At 70.7% G+C, this 22,315-nt stretch carries 21 protein-coding genes; 9 read left to right on the top strand and 12 right to left on the bottom strand.

The window, feature by feature from the left end; all coding sequences use genetic code 11:
- Positions 1-118: 118 nt before the first annotated feature.
- A complete protein-coding gene (locus ABTX78_RS24295) occupies positions 119-1,099 on the bottom strand; it encodes a hypothetical protein (RefSeq protein ID WP_352208893.1) in 981 nt (326 codons plus the stop codon).
- A gap of 322 nt (positions 1,100-1,421) precedes the next feature.
- Here ABTX78_RS24295 and ABTX78_RS24290 point away from each other — a divergent pair, with 322 nt between their 5' ends.
- Positions 1,422-2,075, top strand: coding sequence for a class F sortase (locus ABTX78_RS24290; protein WP_352208892.1), 654 nt, complete (start codon positions 1,422-1,424; stop codon positions 2,073-2,075).
- 41 nt (positions 2,076-2,116) lie between these two features.
- On the opposite strand, the gene ABTX78_RS24285 is transcribed toward ABTX78_RS24290, so the two are convergent.
- Both ABTX78_RS24285 and lysX read right to left on the bottom strand, forming a co-directional pair.
- Entirely contained in the window at positions 2,117-2,974 is an 858-nt protein-coding gene (locus ABTX78_RS24285; RefSeq protein ID WP_352208891.1) for a polysaccharide deacetylase family protein, read from the bottom strand.
- 102 nt (positions 2,975-3,076) lie between these two features.
- On the bottom strand, positions 3,077-6,385 hold the full coding sequence (lysX, locus tag ABTX78_RS24280; protein ID WP_352208890.1) for a bifunctional lysylphosphatidylglycerol synthetase/lysine--tRNA ligase LysX: 3,309 nt from the start codon (positions 6,383-6,385) through the stop codon (positions 3,077-3,079).
- Positions 6,386-6,445: 60 nt separating this feature from the next.
- Between lysX and ABTX78_RS24275 the strand changes: the two genes are divergently transcribed.
- From ABTX78_RS24275 to ABTX78_RS24245, 7 genes are all read left to right on the top strand, one after another.
- Positions 6,446-6,907 (top strand): universal stress protein, encoded by a 462-nt coding sequence (locus ABTX78_RS24275; protein ID WP_352208889.1) that lies wholly within the window; start codon positions 6,446-6,448, stop codon positions 6,905-6,907.
- Between the two features lie 132 nt (positions 6,908-7,039).
- Positions 7,040-8,476: an amino acid permease gene (locus ABTX78_RS24270; RefSeq protein ID WP_352208888.1), complete on the top strand. Its 1,437-nt coding sequence runs from the start codon at positions 7,040-7,042 to the stop codon at positions 8,474-8,476.
- A gap of 408 nt (positions 8,477-8,884) precedes the next feature.
- The gene (locus tag ABTX78_RS24265; protein WP_352208887.1) at positions 8,885-9,439 is read left to right on the top strand and encodes a sigma-70 family RNA polymerase sigma factor; all 555 of its coding nucleotides are present in this window, start codon (positions 8,885-8,887) and stop codon (positions 9,437-9,439) included.
- A gap of 100 nt (positions 9,440-9,539) precedes the next feature.
- Positions 9,540-10,298: a hypothetical protein gene (locus tag ABTX78_RS24260; RefSeq protein ID WP_352208886.1), complete on the top strand. Its 759-nt coding sequence runs from the start codon at positions 9,540-9,542 to the stop codon at positions 10,296-10,298.
- On the top strand, positions 10,295-10,681 hold the full coding sequence (locus ABTX78_RS24255) for a GntR family transcriptional regulator (RefSeq protein ID WP_352208885.1): 387 nt from the start codon (positions 10,295-10,297) through the stop codon (positions 10,679-10,681). The genes ABTX78_RS24260 and ABTX78_RS24255 overlap by 4 nt, the downstream gene beginning before the upstream one ends.
- A gap of 14 nt (positions 10,682-10,695) precedes the next feature.
- Complete coding sequence (locus tag ABTX78_RS24250) at positions 10,696-11,280, top strand: TIGR03086 family metal-binding protein (protein ID WP_352208884.1); 585 nt, start codon at positions 10,696-10,698, stop codon at positions 11,278-11,280.
- 270 nt (positions 11,281-11,550) lie between these two features.
- Complete coding sequence (locus ABTX78_RS24245; RefSeq protein ID WP_352208883.1) at positions 11,551-12,072, top strand: hypothetical protein; 522 nt, start codon at positions 11,551-11,553, stop codon at positions 12,070-12,072.
- Between the two features lie 11 nt (positions 12,073-12,083).
- Here the strand turns inward: ABTX78_RS24245 and ABTX78_RS24240 are convergent, their stop codons facing one another.
- Together ABTX78_RS24240 and ABTX78_RS24235 are read right to left on the bottom strand one after the other, a co-directional pair.
- Complete coding sequence (locus tag ABTX78_RS24240) at positions 12,084-12,353, bottom strand: hypothetical protein (RefSeq protein WP_313942772.1); 270 nt, start codon at positions 12,351-12,353, stop codon at positions 12,084-12,086.
- Positions 12,354-12,633: 280 nt separating this feature from the next.
- Positions 12,634-13,434, bottom strand: a complete 801-nt coding sequence (locus ABTX78_RS24235) for a LytR/AlgR family response regulator transcription factor (RefSeq protein ID WP_352208882.1) — start codon at positions 13,432-13,434, stop codon at positions 12,634-12,636.
- Positions 13,435-13,618: 184 nt separating this feature from the next.
- On the opposite strand from ABTX78_RS24235, the gene ABTX78_RS24230 reads away from it, so the two are divergent.
- Entirely contained in the window at positions 13,619-14,290 is a 672-nt protein-coding gene (locus ABTX78_RS24230) for a zf-HC2 domain-containing protein (RefSeq protein WP_352208881.1), read from the top strand.
- Between the two features lie 43 nt (positions 14,291-14,333).
- Here ABTX78_RS24230 and ABTX78_RS24225 read toward each other — a convergent pair whose 3' ends face one another.
- From ABTX78_RS24225 to ABTX78_RS24195, 7 genes are all read right to left on the bottom strand, one after another.
- On the bottom strand, positions 14,334-15,194 hold the full coding sequence (locus tag ABTX78_RS24225; protein ID WP_352208880.1) for an Fpg/Nei family DNA glycosylase: 861 nt from the start codon (positions 15,192-15,194) through the stop codon (positions 14,334-14,336).
- Between the two features lie 37 nt (positions 15,195-15,231).
- Positions 15,232-16,083: an amidohydrolase family protein gene (locus ABTX78_RS24220; protein ID WP_352208879.1), complete on the bottom strand. Its 852-nt coding sequence runs from the start codon at positions 16,081-16,083 to the stop codon at positions 15,232-15,234.
- A 3-nt stretch (positions 16,084-16,086) separates the two neighbouring features.
- Positions 16,087-16,398 (bottom strand): L-rhamnose mutarotase, encoded by a 312-nt coding sequence (locus ABTX78_RS24215; RefSeq protein WP_352208878.1) that lies wholly within the window; start codon positions 16,396-16,398, stop codon positions 16,087-16,089.
- Positions 16,395-17,390 (bottom strand): aldo/keto reductase, encoded by a 996-nt coding sequence (locus tag ABTX78_RS24210; RefSeq protein WP_352208877.1) that lies wholly within the window; start codon positions 17,388-17,390, stop codon positions 16,395-16,397. The genes ABTX78_RS24215 and ABTX78_RS24210 overlap by 4 nt, the downstream gene beginning before the upstream one ends.
- A gap of 171 nt (positions 17,391-17,561) precedes the next feature.
- Positions 17,562-18,908, bottom strand: coding sequence for a wax ester/triacylglycerol synthase family O-acyltransferase (locus ABTX78_RS24205; RefSeq protein WP_352208876.1), 1,347 nt, complete (start codon positions 18,906-18,908; stop codon positions 17,562-17,564).
- 100 nt (positions 18,909-19,008) lie between these two features.
- Positions 19,009-21,087 carry a SpoIIE family protein phosphatase gene (locus ABTX78_RS24200; RefSeq protein ID WP_352208875.1) on the bottom strand — a complete coding sequence of 693 codons (2,079 nt, stop codon included), beginning with the start codon at positions 21,085-21,087 and terminating at the stop codon, positions 19,009-19,011.
- Between the two features lie 53 nt (positions 21,088-21,140).
- On the bottom strand, positions 21,141-22,178 hold the full coding sequence (locus ABTX78_RS24195; protein WP_352208874.1) for a DUF6777 domain-containing protein: 1,038 nt from the start codon (positions 22,176-22,178) through the stop codon (positions 21,141-21,143).
- Between the last annotated feature and the right edge of the window lie 137 nt (positions 22,179-22,315).

Here is a 22,315-nt window from a genome sequence, read left to right as displayed (position 1 = left end):
GACCATGGCGCCGAAGCCGGCCGGGTTGACGGCGTGCAGATAGGCCCGCTTGAACTCGATGTACGGCGGGCTGAGTGGGGCGACGGGCGGTTCAGCTCGACCGGGGAGGTTCGGCCGGTCAGGCCTTGCCGCTGATCGTGCGGCGGCGACGGGCGATGAACAGCGTGCCGCCGACGGCCGCCGTGACGACGAGGCCCGCTCCGACCGCCATCTCGGCCGAGCTGGGCGCGACCGAGCCGCCGAGACCACCCTGCGCACCCCTGCCCGTGAGAACGATGAACTGCCCCGACGCCAGCGTCTGATTGTTGTTGTTGTTGAAGTTGTTGCTGAAGTTGTTGTTGTTGCTGTTGTTTTGCTTGTTGCCGTTCCCACTCTGGTTGTTGCTGTTGTTGTTCTGCTTGTTGCCGTTCCCGTTCCCGTTGCCGTTCCCGTTCCCGTTCCCGTTCCCGTTCCCGTTCCCGTTCCCGTTGCCGTTCCCGTTGCCGTTGCCGTTCCCGTTGCCGTTCCCGTTGCCGTTGCCGTTCCCGTTGCCGTTGCCGCTGTGGTTGTTGCTGTTGTTGTTGCCGTTACCGTCGTTGTTGCCGTTGCCGTTGCCGTTCCCGTTGCCGTTACCGTCGTTGTTGCCGTTGCCGTTGCCGTTCCCGTTGCTGTTGCCGCTGTGGTTGTTGCTGTTGTTGTTGCCGTTACCGTTGTTGTTTCCGTTGCCGTCGTTGTCGCCGTCGTTGTTGCCGTTGCCGCTGTGGTTGTTGTCGTTGCTGTTGCTGCTGCCGCCGGTGCTGTTGTGGCACCGGACGGCCAGGTTGTACTGGCCCGGCGAGGCGTTGCTGTTGATCCGGGCGATCGCGGTCGCGATGCCGCCGCGGTTCGCCGAGAGGTGGACCTGGCGGAAGGCGTTGGACGCCACCGTGCCGCCCCGGTTGCAGCCCCGGACGCTGATCGTCAGCGCGCCTCCCTGGTGGACCGTCCTCGGGTTGATGGTGACGCTGATCGGGCCCTGGTCATTGTTGTTGTTGTCACCGCCGGCGGCGGCCAGCGGGGCAGACAGCCCGACGGCCACGCACGCGGCCGCGGCCACTGCGAGAGTGCGTGAAGCACGCATCGTGAACCTCCAGCGGAAGACGCTCCGAAGCGGCGCCCCGGGAAATTCGACGAGTACGCCTTCCATGACGAACCCTCACTGTCGGCACCTTTCTTCGCATTTCGGCGCTGGTCCACCCCGGTGAGACGACACGCCGACGACACGCCGACGTGACTGACGGATTCGCAGGTCACAGACCGTCAGGAGTTTTATCTGCCCGGTGACACGGATGGGTCACCCCGACTGGCCCTTGCCACCCGTTCGCCCTTCCCTCCTCGCCAGTCCCGTAACGCTCACTTAGCGTGCCTACAGGCGCCTGGAAAAGATGACAAAAGGGAGAATCATGGGCGAGGACTACAACGGCTCGGTGTCGAGGAAACGCTCGCCCTGGGGCGTGGTGGCCCTGGTGATGCTCACGGGGATCGCGATGATGAAGAACGGCGTGGACGTGGGCCTGGGTCCGCCCCAGCCGGCCGCGGCGGCGTCACTCGGACGGCCCAACGGCGAGACGTTCGTTCCCCTCCGCACTCCGAAGGCCCTCAGCTACGCCCCCGCGGCCCGGGTGCACATCCCCTCGCTCAAGGTCGACGCCCCCATCATGAACGTCGGCCTGGACCCGGACGGCTGGATCGAGGCACCGCCGCCCGAGGACCCGAACATGGCCGGCTGGTACCAGAACGGCATCGCCCCGGGTCAGCGCGGGACCGCGGTCGTCGTCGGCCACGTCGACAACCTCTCAGGGCCGGCCGTCTTCTACGGCCTCGGTTCGCTCGAGAAGGGCGGGCGGATCGAGGTGAGCCGGTTCGACGGCAAGACGGCCGTCTTCGAGGTGTACGGAGTGGAGGTGTTCTCCAAGGAGAACTTCCCCGGCAGCCGCGTCTACGGCGACACCGGCTACGCCGAGCTCCGCGTCATCACCTGCGGCGGCGGCTACTCGAAGACGCAGGGCTACGACGGGAACGTCGTCGTGTTCGCTCGGATGGTCAAGTCCCTCTGACCTCGGGCGCCTTGCGCTTCGAGCAGCCGCGGCGGGGCCGCTCAACGCCGGGGGACGGTGATCCGGTACCCGTCGTCCAGCAGCTTCGGCAGATAACTGCGCAGGGCCGCCACGCTCTGCGCGCGGTCGCCGCCCGCGTCGTGCGAGAGGACCACCACCCCGGGCCCGGCGCCCTCCATCACCCGGCGCACGATCGTCCTCGTCCCGGGCTCGGTCCAGTCGAGCGTGTCGACCGTCCAGGCCAGCGGCTCCATGCCGAGTTCGGAGCCGATCTCGAAGGAGCGCTTGTTCCAGGCCCCGAAAGGCGCCCGGTACCAGAGCGGCGGTGTGCCGAGCACGTCCTCGATCACCTCGCTGGTGCGGCCCAGTTCGGTACGGATGCCGGACGGCGGCAGCTTCGTGATCAGCGGATGGGACCAGGAGTGGTTGCCCACCACATGTCCGTCGTCGGCCATCCTGCGGAGCAGATCGCGGTTGTCCGTGGCCATCTCGCCGCAGACGAAGAACATCGCGCGCACGTCGTACTCGCGCAGGGTGCGCAGGATGTCCGGGGTGTAGCGCGGGTCGGGGCCGTCGTCGAAGGTCAGGACCATCGTCCGGCCGGCCTCCGACATTTTGAGGAACGGGCGCTGACGCACCGGCGGCTGGGCCCGCCGGTATCTCGGCGGGGTGTACGCCGTCATGGGCTGGAGCCGGTACGCGGACGCCCGGACGTACGGACCGGCGGCCGCCCGGGGCCCGGAGGCGATCTGGGGGCCCCCGGCCGGGCGGGTGGCGGCCGCCCCGCCGGATGTCCCCGACCGATCGGTGACGAGCAGCCCCGCCGTGGCGGCAGCGCCGAGACAGGCGACGATGCGGAGCGCCGACCGACGCCCCGGAAGCATCTGATCCTTTTTCATGACCAACTGCTCGCACGACTGTCAGTACGCGCGCTGTATCAACACGTCGAGCGGCTGCGAAAGTACCCGTTCGAGCCGACCTGTTCGGACAGACGGACGAGATCAGTTCCGGCGTACGAGAGGGAAGGGAAGAGTCTCGCGAATGGTCAGCCCGGTGAGGAACATGACGAGGCGGTCGACGCCGATGCCCAGTCCTCCGGTCGGCGGCATCGCGTACTCCAGGGCGTCCAGGAAGTCCTCGTCGATCTCCATGGCCTCCGGGTCGCCGCCCGCCGCGAGCAGGGACTGAGCGGTGAGCCTGCGCCGCTGCTCCACCGGATCGGTCAGCTCCGAGTACGCGGTGCCCAGTTCCGTACCGAAGGCGACCAGGTCCCACCGCTCGGCGAGCCGGGGATCGCGCCGGTGCTGCCGGGTCAGCGGTGACACATCGGTCGGGAAGTCCTTGTAGAAGGTCGGCATGACGGTCCGCTCCTCGACCAGGCGCTCGTACATCTCCAGCACCACGTCGCCGCGGGTGTCGCCGGGCGTGTGCGGTACCCCCGCTCCGTCGCACAGCCGGCGCAGCTCGGTCTCCTCGGTGTCGGCGTCGATCTCCTCGCCGAGCGCCTCGGACACCGCTCCGTAGAGCGTCTTGACCGGCCACGGGCCGGAGATGTCGTGTTCGACGAGCCTGCCGTCGCGGTCCGCCTTGTGGGCGACCGGCGAGCCGAAGGCCGCGGTCGCCGCGCCCTGGATGAGTTCCCGGGTCAGATCGAGCATCACGTCGTAGTCGGCGAAGGCCTGGTAGGCCTCCAGCATCGTGAACTCGGGGTTGTGCTTGTAGGAGACACCTTCGTTGCGGAAGGTGCGGCCCATCTCGAAGACCTTCTCCATGCCGCCCACGCACAGCCGCTTCAGATACAGCTCGGGCGCGATACGCAGGTACAGGTCGAGGTCGTAGGCGTTGATGTGGGTGGTGAAGGGACGGGCGTTGGCGCCGCCGTGGATCTGCTGAAGCATCGGGGTCTCGACCTCGAGGTAGCCGCGCTCCAGAAGACCCTGGCGCAGTGCCTGGACCGCGGTGGAACGCCGGCGTACGACGTCCCGTGCGTCCGGGCTCGACACCAGGTCCAGATAGCGGCGGCGGACACGGGCCTCGGGATCGGCGAGACCGCGCCGCTTGTCGGGCAGCGGGCGCAGGCACTTGCCGGTCAGCCGCCAGGCCGTCACGAAGACCGACAGCTCGCCCTTGTCACTGGCGCCGACCTCGCCGGTCGCGGTGATGTGGTCGCCGATGTCGATGTCGGAGGTGAAGGACCCCAGCACCTGAGCCCCGGTGCTGTCCCGGGTGAAGGCGAGCTGGAGGTCACCGGACCAGTCGCGCAGTACGGCGAAGACGACACCGCCGAGGTCGCGTACGACCATGACCCGGCCCGCGACCGTCACCGTGGTGCCCGTCCGGCTCCCGGGTACCGGCGCGGGATGGGCGGCGCGGATCGCGGCGAGGGTGTCGGTGCGCCGGGGGACGCCGACGGGGTACGGATCGGTGCCCGCCTCCCGCAGCCGCGCCAGCTTGCTGTGGCGGACGCGCACCTGGTCGGGGAGCCGCCGCTCCCTCTCCTCCGCCGGTGAGTCCGGGCCCACGAGCCCCAGCGCTTCGATGGCGGGCAGGCCCTCGGTGGTGACCGGCTTGGTGACACCGCTGCGGGCGCCCGGCCGGCCTCGGCCGAAACGCTTGCGCAGGCTCGGGACGGAGACGAAGCCCTCGGCGATGCCCGAGGCCAGACCGACCCGCGCCAGGGAGCCCGCGTCGCCGTAGCACAGGAAGCGCGGGAACCACTCCGGCTGGTACTTCACGTTCGACCGGTAGAGGGCCTCCAGCTGCCACCACTTGGAGAAGATGAGGAGCAGCCTGCGCCACATCCGCAGGACGGGGCCCGCACCGATGCGGGCGCCTTCTTCGAAGGCCGAGCGGAAGACGGCGAAGTTGAGGGAGATGCGGCGTACGCCGAGCTTCGCGGCCTCGCCGCAGAGTTCGGCGACCATGAACTCCATGACCCCGTTGGGTGCGGCGCGGTCGCGGCGCATCAGGTCGAGCGAGATGCCGTCCCTGCCCCAGGGCACGAAGGAGAGCAGCGCGGTCAGGCGGCCTTCGCCGTCGAAGGCCTCGACGAGCAGGCAGTCGCCGTCGGCGGGGTCGCCGAGCCGGTCGAGCGCCATGGAGAAGCCGCGTTCGGTCTCGGTGTCCCGCCAGGCGTCGGCCTTGTCGACGACGCGCCGCATCTCCTCCTCGGTGAGGGTGGAGTGCCGGCGGATGCGCGTGGTCGCACCGGTGCGCTTCACCCGGTTCACGGCCTGCCGGGTGACCCGCATGTCGCGACCGTTGAGGTCGAACCGGGCTACCTGGAGGATCGCCTCGTCACCGAGCTGGATGGCGCCGAGGCCTGCGCGGGCGAACATCTTCGCGCCGTCCTCGGAGGCTCCCATCACGGCCGGTGCCCAGGCGTGGCGCTTGGCCACCGCCAGCCAGGCGTCGATGGCCTGCCGCCAGGCACCGTGGTCCCCCACGGGGTCGCCACTGGCCAGAGCCACGCCGGTCTCGACGCGGTAGGTGACCGCTGCCTTGCCGTTGGGCGAGAAGACGACGGCCTTGTCGCGGCGGGTGGCGAAGTAGCCGAGCGAGTCCTGGGAGCCGTAGGCACCGAGGAGGGCACGGATCCGGTCCTCCTCGTCGCCGTGCAGGGCGGCTTCCATGCGCTGCGAGCGGAAGAGCGTGGCCGCGGCGCAGAGGAGGGCGATCGCGCCGAACAGGCCGAGAAGGAAGTAGAGAGTGCGCGGCGGGGATCCGTCGAACTGGCCGGCAGAGACCAGCCCGCCGAGCACACGGTTGGCGGACCAGACCAGCCGCTGGGACTGCGGCAGGGACCCCGGGAACAGCTCGACCAGTCCCCAGCCGGCGAGGACACCGGTGGCCAGCCCGAGGACGAGGACCATCAGCGCCCGGCGCAGGGAACCGCGTCTGGTCCTGGCATAGAACTCTTTGCGGGCCGCGATGAGAACGCCCAGCGCGAGCGCGCACAGCACCAGGTTGGCGACCCAGCCCCATTCGCGGTCGAAGACCACACCCAGAATGTCGGTGAGCAGCACCAGCGACAGATAGACGACGACCAGCCACCAGGCGGTCTTCTTGCGGGCGGCGACGGCCGCGGCGAGCAGCAGCAGGAAGACGGCGTAGGCGAGGTTCGCGCTGACGGGGACGGCGACCTGGTCGAGGAAGCGCGAGACGGGTGCGAGCAGGCGACGCAGGGGCGGGATGAGCGAGATGAGGATGCAGTACACACCCAGCAGGCCGAAGAAGATCGCGAACGCGTTCGGGACCCGGCTCAGCATCGGGCCGCGTGCCTGAGAGGGCTCCTGCACGGTGACACTCATGATCAGACTGTACGGAGACCGGCCACGGCCCGCCTCTCGGGAGCGGATAGCCTCGGCTGTGTGACTGAGCAGCGACCTCACCGTTTCGAACGCGGCACCGACGGCCCGAAGGTCATCGTCGCCGGTGTGGACGGTTCCGACTCCTCCCTGCGGGCGGCGGCGTACGCCAGTGGCCTCGCCCGCCGCCAGAACGCCCTGCTGGCGGTCGTGTACGTCCAGCCGGTGATGACCACCGGTGCGGCGCTGGGGGTGCCGATCGCGGACACCACGGAGGAGATAGCGGAAGGGCTGGTGGCCGAGATCCGGTCGGCCGCCGAGCGCGTCCGGGAGATCTGGGAGGTGCGCTGGGAGTTTCACACCTTCCGCGGCGATCCCTACAGCGGCCTGGTGACCGCCGCCGACGAACTGAAGGCGGACGCCGTGGTCGTCGGGGCGTCGGAGTCGGCCGGTCACCGCTTCATCGGCTCTGTGGCGGTGCGGCTGGTCAAGGCCGGACGCTGGCCCGTCACCGTCGTTCCCTGACCTTCCGTTCGGCCGTCCGGAGGTCCCTGCGGAGTGCTCGGCTCCGTATTCCGCCCGGCGTCTTCCGTCCCTGCCGGACCTGCACCATCATGAGCCGCCATCGGTCCCACCAGACCTTCGGAGAGGTGAGTCATGGCAGGCCTGTGGTCAGGGCAGGGCGTACTGCGGCGCAAGCCCATCGAACGCATCGAGGAAGGCGGCACGGCCGAACAGCTCACCAGAACGCTCGGCCTGTGGCAGCTGACCGCGATCGGTGTGGGCGGCATCATCGGCGCCGGCATCTTCACCCTCGCGGGCACGGTCGCCAACGGCACGGCGGGCCCCGCGGTCGTCATCTCGTTCCTGATCGCCGGTGTGGCGAGTGCGGCAGCCGCCTTCTCCTACGCCGAGTTCGCGGGACTCATCCCGAAGGCGGGGTCGGCGTACACCTACGGCTACGCGGTACTCGGCGAACTGGCGGGCTGGTTCATCGGGTGGGATCTCCTGCTGGAGTACACGGCGATCGTGGCGGTCGTCGCCATCGGCATCTCCGGGTACTTCAACTTCCTGCTCGGCGAGACGGGCGCCGAGCTGCCGGACTGGATGCTGGGCGCGCCCGGCACGGGTGACGGACACCGGATCGACCTGTTCGCCGCGATCCTGTGTCTGCTGATCGCCTACCTGCTGACGCTCGGCATCAAGAACGCGGCCCGCTTCGAGACGGTCGTGGTGGTGCTGAAGGTCCTGGTCGTCCTGCTGGTGATCGGTGTCGGCGTCTTCCACATCGAGACCGCGAACTACAACCCGTTCTTCCCGTTCGGGGTGAGCGGGGCGTTCACCGGCGCGGCGACGGTCTTCTTCGCGGTCTTCGGGTACGACGCGATGTCGACCGCGGCCGAGGAGTCCAAGGACGCCCAGCGCCACATGCCGAAGGCGATCCTGTACTCGCTGGCGATCTCGATGGTGCTGTACGTCCTGGCGTGCCTGGTACTGACGGGTATGCAGAACTACAAGGACATCGACCCGGAGAGCGGCTTCTCGACGGCCTTCAAGTCGGTCGGACTGGGCGGTCTGGCGGACGTCATCGCCGTCGGCGCGATCATCGGCATCCTCACGGTGATGTTCACGTTCATGCTGGGCGTGACCCGTGTCTGGTTTTCGATGAGCCGCGACGGGCTGCTGCCCAAGTGGTTCGCCAAGACGCATCCGACACGGCATGTGCCGACGCGCGTGACCTGGATCGTCGGGGTGGCCTCGGCGGCGATCGCCGGCTTCCTGCCGATCGGCGAGGCGGCGGAACTGACCAACATCGGCATTCTGCTGGCGTTCGTGGTCGTGTGCGTGGCGGTCATTGTGCTGCGCTACCGGCGACCCGATCTGCCGCGTACGTTCCGCTGCCCGGGTATGCCGTTCGTCCCGGCGATCGGTGTGGTGTTCTCGATCTGGCTCATCACGTTCCTGGCCAGGGAAACCTGGCTCCGCTTCGCGGTATGGCTGCTGATCGGCCTGGTCATCTACTTCGCGTACTCCTACCGGAAGTCGGATCTGGCGACGTCTCAGGACGCCGGGCGGGAGAAGGGGTTGCGCTGAGGCACCGGGCCGCGCCGGGCGGCGGTCGGGGAGCGCGGTTGGTCGGCCCCCGTCGCGCGAGCGCTGTCAGCGAGCGGGGTGGAGCCCTGTCGCGGGCAGCGTGCCATGGTGTTCTCCCGTCTCGTGCGAACCGGCGTGATACGGCACACCGAATGCATCGTTCGAGCCCGGGCGCGTCCAGCGACCCGGCCGCGCGGGTCGCTTGATCGGGCCTGATCCCGGGCTGCTCGTGGGCCGGGTCCCGGGCCGGTTTCACCGGCCGTCGGTATCCGGCCACCCGCTCATCGCACCATTCGTCGCTCCGAGCGACCGCTCGCCGAAGACAGTGGTGCGCCGTCTGTCCCTTCGCGCCCGGATGCGTTCGTATACGCCACGTAGCAGCGACCTCCGCGCGAAAGGGTGTTGGCAATGGCGACGGCAACCGTGACCGCTTCCGCGACGACCGACGAGCGGGCGATGGCGGACCTGCAACGCGAGCACGGCCCCGCACTGCTCAGCTTCCTCCAGGGCCTGACCTACGGGGACCAGCAGCGTGCGGAGGACCTGCTCCAGGAGACCCTGGTCCGCGCCTGGCAGCACCCTGAGGCCTTCGAGGGTCCGTACGAGTCGATGCGGCCGTGGCTCTTCACGGTCGGCCGCCGTCTCGCCATCGACGCACGCCGCTCCCGTCTCGCCCGCCCGACCGAGATCGGCGACGGGGTCCTCGCCAGCACCCCCGATCCGGCGGACGTCACCGAGGCGGCGGTCGCCGCCCTCGACGTCCGTGCGGCGGTCGAGTCCCTGAGCCCCGAGCACCAAGCGGTGCTGGTGCGGATCTACTTCGAGGGACTGAGCGTCAACGAGGCCGCGGAGTCGCTCGGGATACCGCCGGGGACGGTCAAGTCGCGTTCGTACTACGCGCTGCGGGCTCTCGCCCGCTGCCTCCCCGGCTACGCCCGCCCGCGCCCGGCCGTGAGGCACTGACCCTCACGGCCAGGTGTATCAATCGCTTGACACAGTTGGCCCGCAGTCGACAGATTGTCTCAAGCGATTGATACGCATGACCGGCCATCAGGGGGTTCGCATGTCCACCACACCGGAGTTCCGCACCGACTGGCGCAGCCGGCTCGACACCCCGGTCCGCTGGACCGGACTCGCCGCAGGTGTCGTGGTCAACAAGCTCGTCACCTTCAGCCCCGAGTCGGACGTGGATCTGCTGTACGCCATCCCCGTCCTCGGAATCTGCGCCGTCGGTGGAGTGGTCCTGGCGGACGTGGTCGCCCATCCGGTGGCGCGCGGAGTGCGTCAGGCCTCGGTGGCCCCCCGCCGGATACGTGACCACATTCCGCGGGGGCTGGCATGGACCCTCCTCGTACAGGCCCTGCTGCTCGTCCTCCTCCTGATCGTCGCCGTCGCGACCGCTTCCACCGACGCCGCCGGGCACGCGGGTCGCGCCGTCGCCGCCGCCTGCGGCGGCCCGGACCAGCTGGTGGGGCCCTGGCCCGGGCCGTACTACGCCTGGCCGGTGCTCGGTGGACTCACCGTCGGGACCGCGGTGTGCGCCGCGACGCTGCGGCGCATCACGATGCGAGCAGCCGACGACGAGCAGCGCCGGGTCAGGGCACGCGCGACGGTCGGGGCGTGGGGTCTGCTGACGGCGGCCCCGCTGTTCGCCGTGTCGCTGACCATGGCGACCGCGATGCTCAGCCTGAGCTGTGGTGGTTGGATGGAGACCGTGAGCCTCTGGGGCCTCGGAATCGTGGCGTTCGTCTCGGCACTGACCGCGGGCTGGTGCCTGGGCGCCCTCCTGCTGCCGCAGGCGCACATCGCGGAGCGTCCGTGACGGCCACCGGCCTGACGATCCGGGTCGACCCGGCCACACCCGTGCCCCCGTACGAGCAGATCAGACAGCAGTTCGCGGATCTGATCGCGGTCGGGCGGATGCGCGAGGGCGACAAGCTGCCGCCGGTGCGCCAGCTCGCCTCCGACCTCGGTCTCGCCAACAACACCGTCGTCCGCGCCTACCGCGAACTCGAGTCGGCCGGCCTGGTGCACAGCCGGCGCGGCTCCGGCACCCGCGTCGCCGCCGTCTCGGCGGCCCCCGACGCCGCCACCCGGCTCGCCGACCACGCCCGCCGGTTCGCCGTCGCCGCCAGGAACCTCGGTGTCACCGACGAAGACGCCCTCACCGCCCTACGCCACGCGCTCGCCACACCCGACGGCTGAGAGGAACCGGGCCGATGACCGACATCGCCGACCGATACCGCAGACACGCCGACCACTTCGAGAGCAAGGTCGCCGCGGTCCGGCCCGACCAGTGGGACAACCCGTCGCCGTGCGCCCGTTGGTCGGCCCGGGACGTCGTCGAACACATCGTCGTGATGCACGGCGTCATGCTGCGCCCTCTCGGCCGCCGTCCCTCCCGTGCGCCGTCCGTCGAGAAGGACCCTCTCGCCGCCTTCCGGGCCGCACGCGCCGATGTCGAGGCCGTGCTCGACGACCCCGAGCTCGCGTCCGCTCCCTGCGAGACGCCCAGCGGGCCGCTGACCGCCGAACAGCACATCGACCGTGTCGTCAGTGACGACCTGGTGCTGCACGGCTGGGACTTGGCGCGGGCAACCGGCCAGGACGAGACGATGCCCGCCGACGACGTCGAGCGGATGTGGCGCGGCACCTCCGCGATCCCGGCCGAGGTGATGGAGAAGTTCCGGACGCCCGGCGCGTTCGGTCCGGGAGTGGAGGTCTTCGGCCCCGAGGTACCCGTCCCCGAGGACGCTCCCCTCCAGGACCGGCTCCTCGGACTCATCGGACGCGATCCTCGCTGAGAGGCCTGCCGCACGGCACGAACCGCCCGCTCCCCTCCGGAGCGGGCGTCGTCGTACCCGCCCCGCCGCGGACTCCAAACCTCTGCGGCGCAGTCACGTGCGCCCCTGATGTCCCGTCGGTGTCCCTGTCTCCCTGGGGCCACGGCCAAGGGGCGACAGTATGCGAAACCTCACGGTGAAGTTGAGTAAAGATGCGCCCCCAGCCGTGTCACACGGTGGAGGCTCGTCTCCGAGTCGGCACACGACGTCGTCCGGAAGAAGGTGGGAAGGTTGCAGCCCGAGAGCACGAACGGCACCAGCGGAGGCGCGCTGGCAGTCCCCATGGCATGGCTCTGCGCCGAGTACATCGCCGACGAGATGCTCCGCACCGGTGCCCTCGTCGAGGGCGGCTCGCTCGAATACCGGGCCGGCCGGGAGACGCTGGCCCTGACCATCTACCTCTGTGACGGTTCGGACGAACTCGCCGGTGTCCGGGCGGTGTCCAGGATCGAGGAGTGGCTGAACCTCACCTCGTACGGGCATCCGTGGCCGGCCTGGGCACGGGAGAGACTCGACGCGCGCGGCGAGCGGGAGCGGCAGCTCGGCGGCGGACCCGATCCGGATCTCGCCCTGGCACGGGACTCATGGAAGTGGCTGCGGCAGACCGAACTGCTCGCCGCCGACCTCGGCGACACCGAACCGTGGCACCCGGCGAATCCGCTGGACGCGTCCGTCGACGAGCGCCAACAGATATGGATGCCTGCCTGGCAGTTGGGCCTGCCGCTGAGTCATCTCGCCATCCACCTGTTCTGACCAGGCAGTTGTCAGGGGCCGGGCCGCCGGCCGCAGTCCTTCAGCGCGATCTCCAGCTCGACGTACGACTCCTCCGCCCGGCGGAAGGCGACTTCGAGGGCCGCCTCGGCGCGCGGGCCGACCAGGCCCTGGGCCGACTGACGGATCTCGTACAGCACGTCCGCCCAGCGCCCCGCGGCGCTCTTGACCGTGGCGAGCAGCGCCTCGATGTCACCCGGGCCGGACGCCGGGGTCGCCGGCAGGCTCCGCAGTTCCGCGAGCAGCGCTTCGATGTCGGACATCAGACCCCTTTACCTTTTGATCAAGGCTAGGGCGCTGCCGCTGCCCGGTGCGTCGAATCCCCTCGTCTCTCGGCCAGCGGATGACGCCCGTCGCCGGGTGGGCCGCTCCCGCGACGAACGGTTGTCCCCGTCCGGTGAACGGTCGGCGAAACGCGTTCGGTGAAGGGGCGGCGGGGCACGACCGGTCACCTGTGCGGACGAGGTCCTCGGGCAGCCGGCGCAAGAGGTCGGCCTCCTTCGACCGGGGCAAGAGTCGGCTTCCTTCGGCCCGCGCAGAAGGTCAGCTTCCCGCGTGCCGCATCAGCAGGTCCCGCAGCTGCCGCGCATGACGCCGGCTGACGGCGAGTTCCGCCGATCCCACCCGGACCGTCGTCGTCCCCGCGTCCAGGCGCAGTTCGTCGATCCGGGCCAGCGCGACGAGATGGCTGCGGTGGATGCGGACGAAGCCGCGGGCTGCCCAGCGCTCCTCCAGCGCGGACAGCGGGATGCGGACGAGGTGGCTGCCGTCCCGCGTGTGCAGCCGGGCGTAGTCGCCCTGCGCCTCGACGTAGGCGATGTCGTCGACCGACACGAACCGTGTGACACCGCCCAGTTCGACGGGTATCTGCTCGGCGGTGTTGTGCACGGGCGCGCGGGTGGCGGGGACGGTCACCCCGGTCTCCGGCTCCGGGTGCCGGGTCTCGTGGGCGGTGAGTACCTGGTCGCGCACCCTGCGCACCGCCTCGGCGAGCCGCTCCCTGCGTACCGGCTTGAGGACGTAGTCGACGGCCTTGAGGTCGAAGGCCTGGACGGCGAAGCCCTCGTGCGCGGTGACGAACACGATCAGCGGCGGCCTGGCGAACCCCGCGAGCAGCCTGGCGACGTCGAGCCCGGTGAGTCCGGCCATGTGGATGTCGAGGAAGACGACGTCGATGCCGTCCTCACCGTCCGGTCCCGCCTCCAGCGCCCGGCTGATCCGGCGCAGCGCCTCGGTGGCGTCCGTCGCCCCCTCCGCGCTCGTGACCCGGGCGTCGGAACGCAACAGATAGAGGAGTTCCTCGAGCGCCGGTTTCTCGTCGTCGACCGCCAGTACACGCAGCATGCTGCGGAGTTTAGGCGTGCCCCGATCGCCGGGGCCACGGTTCTTCGCCCGCGGGAAGAGGTCCGCGAAGACAGTTCGTCTTTCGTGGCCGCGGTTGAGCAGAGAACGCGCCTGATCCGTATTCAACGGCGACCGACCGCGACGGACACAGCACGGCCAGAGACGAATCGAGGACGCCATGGGCATGCAGCAGCGGCACCAGGACGTGGCCGCCTATGCGCTGGGCGTGCTGGAACCGGGGGACGCGTTCCGCTTCGAGGAGCATCTCGCCGAGTGCGTGCTGTGCACAGTACAGCTCTCGGACTTCTCGTCGGTCGCTTCGGCGATTTCCGACCTCACGGGACCCGGCGTGATCGCGTCCCGGCCCTCGCCCCGGCTGCTGGAGCGGCTGACCGAGGAGGTCGCGCTGATGCGGAGACGGAGCAGCAGACGCAGGCTCCGGCTGGTCGCCGCGGTGGCGGCCCTGATCGTCGCCCTGCCGCTGGGCGCGCTCGCGATGCGGACCCCGCAGGACCCCGCCCCGCCGGCCGTGGCGGGCAAGCAGGTCACGGTGAAGGACGCCGGCTCCGGCGTCACCGCGTCCGCCTTCGTGGAAGACCGGATGTGGGGCACCGCGGTCGCGATGCGGCTCTCGGGCCTCACCGGGCCCGGCTCGTGCCGGCTGGTCGCCGTCGGCAAGGACGGTATCGAGCATCCGGTGCTCAGCTGGCGCGTTCCCCAGGGCGGGTACGGCACGGAGGTCCCCGGTCATGCCAAGCCCCTGGAGATCGAGGGGGGCACCGACCTGGCGAGCAGTGACATCGGCCGCTGGGAAGTGCGGACGTTCGACGGCAAGCCGTTGCTGACGATCAAGTGACGGTCCGGAGCCGACCCGGGCGCGGGCGCGCACGGCCGGCGGGCTACTTCAGCAGCCGCGAGAGTCTGCGGTCGGCCAGCGGCTTGCCGCCGGTCTGGCAGGTGGGGCAGTACTGGAGCGAGGAGTCGCTGAACGACACCTCGCGAATCGTGTCGCCGCAGACCGGGCACGGCTGACCGGTTCTGCCATGGACCCGCAGACCGCTCTTCTTCTCCGCCTTGAGCCGTCCCGCCGCGACTCCGCGCGAACGCTCGACGGCCTCACCGAGGGTGCTGCGGAGGGCTTCGTACAGCGTGGTGATCTCGTCCTCGCTCAGATTCCGCACCGGCTTGAAGGGCGACATCTTCGCGGCGTGCAGGATCTCGTCGCTGTAGGCGTTGCCGATCCCCGCGATCAGACTCTGGTCCCGCAGCGCGCCCTTGATCTGCCGCCGCTCCCCCGCGAGCAGCGCGGCGAACGCGTCGCGGTCGAACGCGTCGGCCAGCGGATCGGGGCCGAGGCGGGCGACGCCCGGCACCTCACCGGCGTCGCGGACGAGATGGACGGCGAGCCGTTTGGTGGTGCCGGCCTCGGTCAGGTCGAAGCCGCTCCCGGAGGCGAGCACGACGCGCAGGGCGAGCGGGCCCTTGCCGGGGCGCGGCGGCGCGGCCGGGACCTCGTCCTTCCACTGGAGCCAGCCGGCGCGGGCGAGATGGGTGACCAGGTGCAGGCCGCCGACGGTGATGTCGAGCCACTTGCCGCGCCGTTCCACGGCGGTGACCTCGGCGCCCTCGATCGCGGACAGGGGTGGGTCGTACGTCTTCAGCACGCTGATCGCCAGCGGCAGGACACGGGCGATCTCCTGTCCCACCAGGTGGGTGTCGAGGAACTCTCTCAGCGCTTCGACCTCGGGCAGCTCCGGCATGCCTCCAGGGTGCCGCAGGGGCCGGAGGGATGCAGGTTCATCCCGACGGGAGTCCGTAGACCCGGCAGGCGGTGGTCTCGAAGACGGCGGAGCGCTCGTCCTCGCTCAGGCCCTCGGTGAGGCTACGGGCGGCCTCCACGACGTCCGCGTAACTCGCGGCGAGCCGGCAGACCGGCCAGTCGGAGCCGAACATGAGGCGGTCGGGCCCGAAGGCCTCGATGACCGTCTCGGCGTACGGGGCGAGATCGGCGGTGGTCCAGGTCGCCCAGGCGGCTTCCGTCACCATGCCGGAGAGTTTGCAGACGGTGTTGGGCCGCTGGGCGAGCGCACGCACCCGGCTCGCCCACGGTTCCGGCTCCCGGGCCGCGATGGGGGGCTTGCCCAGATGGTCGAGGACGAAGGTGAGGCCGGGGACGCGGTTCACCACCGCGACCGCGGCGGGCAGCTGACGCGGCTGGACGAGCAGGTCGTAGACGAGGCCGGCGGACGCGACGGCTTCGAGCCCTCGCCGGACGTCGTCCCGCAGCAGCCACGCGGGGTCGGGTTCGCCCTGCACCTGGTGGCGGATGCCGACGAGCCGGTCACCGCCCGGCCCCTCCCGGAGCGCGGCGAGTGTGTCGGCGACGTCGGGAGCGGTGAGGTCGGTCCAGCCGACGACCCCCGCGACGAGGTCGCTGCCGTCGGCGAGCGCGAGGAACTCCGGTGTCTCCTCGGCGACGGTGACGGTCTGGACGAGCACGGTCGCGCGGACTCCGGCGGCGCGCGCCTCGGACCGCAGGTCCTCAAGCGTGAAGGGACGGCGCAGGGGCGCGAGATCGGGGCCGGTGATCCAGTCCTGGTCCCGGACGGAGAGGTCCCAGACATGGTGGTGGGCATCGACGGCGGCCATGGTTCACAGCTCCCAGACGACGGGCAGTCCGGCCTCGGCGCCGTCCGCGGTGTAGTCGTGCACGATGTCCAGTAGTTCGGCCATCCGGGCCTGCCAGGCGATGTTGACGGGGAGGGTTTCGAGCGCCGCCAGCAGTCGGGCGTAGTCCTCGCAGTCGAGGAGGTGGAAGAGGTCGGTGCCACTGCGCCAGATGGTCCAGGAGGTGACGCCGGCGGCGCGGATTGCCTCGGTCAACTCGGCGGGGACCTCGCGGTGGGCGGCTTCGTACTGCTCGATGCGGTCGGCGCGGACCGCGGTGTGCAGGGCCACTCTCATCGGGCGTCCCCGTCCGTCGGCAGCGGACCGTCCTTCGGCAGGAGCCCCTCGGCGAGCAGCTCGTCCCACAGGGCGGTCGGGACGTCCCGGGCGAGGAGTTCGGCGGCGTCCCGGACCTCGCGGGCGGAGCGGGTGCCGACCAGGGCACCGGCGACGGCCGGATGGGCGAGTGAGTAGTGCAGTGCGGCGGCCCGCAGCGGTACTGCGTGTCGTACGGCGACGGCCTCGATCCGCAGCGCCCGCCGCAGGAGGTCGTCGGGTGCGGCCGTGTAGTCGTAGGTGGCGCCCGGGCGGGGGTCGGCGAGGAGCCCCGAGTTGAAGACCCCTCCGACGATGACGCTCGTGCCGCGGCCCTCGGCCTCGGGCAGCAGTTCGGCGAGGGCGCTCTGGTCCAAGAGGGTGTAGCGACCGGCGCAGAGCACGGTGTCGACGTCGGTGTCACGGACGAACCGGGTCAGCATGGCGGCCTGGTTCATACCGGCTCCGATCGCACCGACCACACCTTCCGCACGCAGTCTCTCCAGCGCCGGATAGCCGTGACGGAAGGCAGCCTCCTCGTGGTCGTCCGGGTCGTGGAGATGGACGATGTCGATCCGGTCGAGGCCGAGGCGGACGAGGCTCGCTTCGATGCTGCGGCGCACGCCGTCGGCGCTGAAGTCCCAGACGCGCCGGTGGTCGGCCGGGACCGCGAAGCCGTGGGCGAGGTCGTCGCCGTCGGCCGGGCAGGGTTCGAGCAACCGACCGACCTTGGTGGAGAGGGTGTACGCGTCACGGGGCCGGCCGCGCAGGGCCTCGCCGAGCCTGCGCTCGGAGAGGCCGAGACCGTAGTGCGGAGCCGTGTCGAAGGTGCGGATGCCCACGTCCCAGGCGGCGTCGACCGCGGCCGCAGCCTCCTCGGGCGCGACCGGGGAGAAGAGGTTGCCGATGGCCGCGGCACCGAAGGACAGCTCGGTGATCTCGACCGTGCTGCGGCCGAGCGTGCTTCGTCGCATCCCGCTGCTGCCCCCTCGCCTGACGTCCGCCGACCCGGCCGCACCGAGCCCGACGGTCGCTTCATCGATCACCGACGAATATTCATCGGATCACTCAGGGCGTCAACACCCGCGAAGGGGCGAGATGTTGCCGGAAGGGATCGATGTGTCCGATCTTTCGGACACATCGGTTCACAGCGTCAGTGCCATGTCGAGCAGCTCCGCCAGTTCGTCCTGAACGCTGCGGCCGAGCCGGTCGAGGTCGGGCACGGCCTTGCCGTCGGCCACCAGACCCACGTGCACCTGCCCGTCGTAGGTCGTCAGGGCGACGGCCAGCGACTGACCGCGCGCCAGCGGCGCCATCGGATAGATCGAGAGCAGCGGGCAGCCACCCAGCGACAGGGCCGAGCGCGGCAGCGGCACGCTGGTCACCAGTACGTCGAAGAGCATCCGGGCCGCACCGCCCGCCAGCGGCGCACCGAACCGGTGGGCCAGCGGCGGCAGTTGATCGGCGAGCACGGCGACGGCCCCGGCTCCGCGCAGCGGTCCCGCCGCCTTGTTGCGGTTCATGGCGATCCGGACGGCATCGAGCCGCGAACGGGGGTCGGGATCGGAGACGGGCAGGTCGACCAGGTACGCCGAGAGCCGGTTCCCGGATCCGGCCGGGCTGCCGGGCCTGCGCCGGGACACCGGCACCAGCGCCCGGGGGTCGGCGGTGGGCAGCAGGTCTCCCCGCTCCCGCGTCCACCGGCGCAGCGCCCCGGCGACGATGGCGAGCAGGACGTCGTTGGCCGTGCCGCCCACGGCCTTGCGCACCCGCTGCACGTCGTCGAGGTCGAGAGCGACGGTGCCGAGCCTGCGGGTGCCGCTGGAGCCCGCCGCGAGGGCGGGCATGCCACGGGAGTCGAGGCGGCTGGCCCGTACGACGGAGGCCCCGACCCCCACGGCGTTGCCGAGGTCGTCGATACGGTCCCGGGCGAAGCCGATGAGCTGTCCCGGCACGCTGCGCCACGACGACGACGGCACCGGCCGGGACCGGCGCGCCCGCATCCCGCGGGCGCCGGCGATCTCGTCGAAGATGCCGGCGCCGATGGCGACCGCGCGCATCCCGTCGGCGAGGGCGTGATGGAGCTTCACGAGCACCGCGAAGGGGCCACCGGGCTCGCCGGTGAGGAGGTACATCTCCCACGGCGGGAGTCCGCGCGCCAGCGGGCGCTCCATGAGCTCACCGGCGATGCCGGTGGCAGCGGCGGTGAAGTCGCCCGCCGTAAGGCGCACATGGCGGACATGGCGCGTCACGTCGAAGTCCTGGGCCACCGACCAGGCGGCCCCGCCGACGGGCAGCAGGACGTCGCGTACCTGCATCCGCAGCCGCGGGATCGCCGCCGCGCGGGTGGCGAGCAGGTCGAGGACCTCGTCGTCGCTCCTGTCCCCTTCGGCGGAGCCGAAGAAGGCGAGGGCACCGAGGTGCATGGGGTGGCCGACGGATTCGAGGTGCCAGAACGCCAGGTCGAGGGGGGCGAGAAGCTCGCTGCTCACGGTGTCCTCATGTCCTAGATAGCCAGGGAGTGCGAAGTCAATCGTCTTCGGTCGGTTACGGTCAAGTACAATCAGTTCACGGACAGTTAACATCGGATCCTCATTCTCCGCCCTCTCTGTCCGGGACGGTGAACTCGCACCACACGCACTTGCCACTGCCGCGTGACTCCACCCCCCATGCATCGGCCAGTCGGTCCACCAGCAGAAGCCCCCGTCCGGAGACTCCTGACTCGCCCGCGTCCCGCCGCCGCGGCAGCGCGCTGGAACGGTCCTCGACCTCCACCCGCAGCCGCCGCTGCGGCCCGGAGAGGACCCGCACCGTGACGATCGCACCTCCGTCGGTGTGCATCAGCGCGTTGGTGATCATCTCGTCCGCGGCGAGTTCGATCTCGTCGGCGCGCTCGCGCGCGCCCCACGCGCGTACGGCGGCACGGACCATGTGCCGGGCCGAGCGCAGCGCCTCCGGGTCGTTCTGGGCGACGTGCTGACGCAGCCGGCCGCCCGCCCGCGGAGCGAACGCGCCCTTGCGGCGGAGCAGCAGCAGCGCCACGTCGTCGTCGCCGCCCCGCTCCTCCACCACGTCGCACAGATGGTCCGCCAGCAGCTGGAGATCACGAGGGCCGGCGCGGACCAGGGCCGTGAGCAGTTGCAGTCCGTCGTCGAGGTCCGCGCCGGGCATCTCGACCAGACCGTCGGTGTAGAGGATGAGCGTCTGTCCGGGGTCCAGCTCCACCGTGTTGACCGGGTATTCGAGCCGGCCGAACTCCGCCGACAGTCCCAGCGGCAGTCCGCCTTCCACCGGGACCCTGCGGCAGTTGCCGTCCGCGTCCCTGATGAGGGGGTCCATGTGCCCGGCGCGCACCACCTGGACCACCCCGGTCGTCAGATCGACCTCGGCGTACATGCAGGTCGCGAACCGGTCGGTGTCCAGCTCGTGCAGAAAGACGGAGGCGCGCGCCATCACGGTGGCCGGGGTGTGGCCCTCGGCCGCGTACGCCCGTAGCACGATGCGCAGCTGCCCCATCACCGCCGCGGCGTCCGTGTCGTGGCCCTGCACGTCGCCGATGACCGCCCCGACCCGGCCGCCCGGCAGGGTGATGACGTCGTACCAGTCGCCTCCGACGTCCCGGCCCATCCGGGCCGAGCGGTAGCGCACGGCGATCCCGGCCCCGGGGACCTGGGGGATCCTGCGCGGCAGCATGGCCTGCTGAAGCCCCTCCGCGAGGTCGTGCTCCTGGTCGTAGAGCACGGCACGCTGGAGGCTCTGCGCGATGCTGCTGCCGAGGGCGACCAGTACGTTGCGCTCCTCCGCGCTGAAGCCGGACTTGTCGCGGTAGAGCAGTCCGAGCGCTCCGATGGGCTGCGCCTGGGCGATGAGCGGCAGATAGGCGGCGGCCTCGACGCCGAGCCCCTCGATCTCCGGCCACAGCACCGGATAGGAGGTGGCGAAGTCCTCCGGCGACTCGATGAAGCGGGGAGCCAGGGTGCGCACCACCTCGCTCATCGGGTACTGCTCGTCCACCCGGGTGTAGCGGGTTCCCGGCACGAACGATCCCTCGGGCCCCTCCGCGACCAGATGGATGCGCCCGCCCGACTCCAGCAGTCCCATCACCAGGCTGGTCGCGCCGAAGTGCTCGAGCCCCTGCGAGTCCTTGAGCACGTCGATGACGTCCTGCACGGTTCTGGCGTGGGCGAGAGCGGCGGTGGTGCTCTCGACGACGCTGGTCTGCCGGCGGCGCTCGATGTCGACCGCGATCCGCGCGGAGGAGTCGGCCAGCTCCTCGGTGGCGTCGCGGACGATGCCGATGATGCGCACCGGCCGGCCCTGGGCGTCGCGGCGGACACGCCCCTGGGTGTGGGTCCAGCGCAGACTTCCGTCACGGCGGCGGATACGGAAGTACGCGCCGTAGTGGTCGCTGCCGGTCTTCAGCGCCTGCGCGACCATGGCGTCGAGCCGCACCGCCTCGTCGCGCGGCACGCGGAAGGCGAGGCTCTCCGGCCGGCCGTCGTACTCCTCGGGACGGACGTCGAACACCTCGAGAGCGGGCTCGTCCATGTGCATCAGCCCGCTGGCCAGATCCCAGTCCCAGAGCCCCATGCGGTTGAGAATCAGGCTCAGATCGGGGTCGGCAGGCCAGTCGTCGGGAAGCGACAGAGCCCCCGATGCCCGGTCAACCATGGAGCCACTCTGCCATCATTCGTCCGATTCTTCGACTGGTTCGGACGGCCCGCTCAGCCCTCGAAGGTGTCCGGTTCGGACGGCTCGTCGAAGGGGACGAGCAGGTTCGGATCGGAAGGATCGACGTCCTCCTCGGAGGGCATGTCGGGATCGGCCGGTGGCAGTTCCTCGCTCGGCGGGTCGGCCGGCGGGGCCACGTTCTGACCGGACGGGGACTCGGCCGGGCCGGACGGGTCGCGGGGGGCTGCGGGCTCGCTCGGAGCGCTCGGCGGAGTGGCGCCGTCGGGCTGGGGCGGTATGGCCGGCGGGTAGGTGAAGATGTCGTCCGGGGCGACGGGCGGGAGCACCTCGGGCATTCTGTCCTTCTCACCGTCGCTCCCGGTCTTCCGCTCGATCCAGGTGCTGTCGAGGATGTTGACGATGATCAGGGTGTCGACGGCCTGGGCGGTGGGCTTGATGACGACGACCCGGTCCGACCGGAATCCCGTCCACGGCCTGCCCTGGTGAATCACGGCTCCCTTGACGGCGACCGGCGGCTTCAGCGGATTTCCGCCGACGCAGCGGACGCGGGGCGCGCCGTACTCGTCGACGAGCACGGGGGTGCCCGCCTGGAGCAGGGACTGCCGGGCGACCGCCGACCCGTCCTCGAAGCCGTGGCCGGTCACCCGGGTGTCGGCGCGCAGGACGACCGGGGTCAGGGCGCGCAGATGGGCGGGCAGCTTCGCCTCGGAGACCCCGGCGGCCTCGGCGAAGGCGCGCTGCTTCGCCGCGTCCTTGCCGAGGAAGGTGATCTGCTGCTCGATGTCGCAGCTGCCGATGGTCTCGGTGCCGCCGTAGAGACCGGGGGTGCCGCCCGAGAGGGTGCGCAGGCTCTGACCGCGGGCGGGTTCAGTGCTCGTGGCGACCGACGGGGCCGGCGGGTCGGGCGCGGGCGAGGAGAGGGAGCGGACGGTCGACGCCGTGAAGGGATGCGGCCCCGGAGCGGTCGCCGACTGGAGGAGCACCTCTTCCTCGGTGTCCGTCGCCGCACTGCTGTCGCCGCCACAGCCGGCGGTCAGGAGTCCGAGTGAGAGCGCGACGGCCAGAGCCATGGCCGCGGAGTACCGACGACGAACGGGACGCACGAACCTCTCCCACCTTCCTTGTTCTCCCGATGCATTTCTCAAGTTCTGCCGGACCACCGCCACCTCCGCTACTTGAACGCGTTCAAGTACGGGCCTAGGCTTCA

The organism is Streptomyces sp. NPDC096193, assembly GCF_040302905.1.
Taxonomy (GTDB): Bacteria; Actinomycetota; Actinomycetes; order Streptomycetales; family Streptomycetaceae; genus Streptomyces.
The sequence above is the reverse complement of the archived record's forward strand: the minus strand, read 5'-3'. Positions and strand labels throughout refer to the sequence as shown.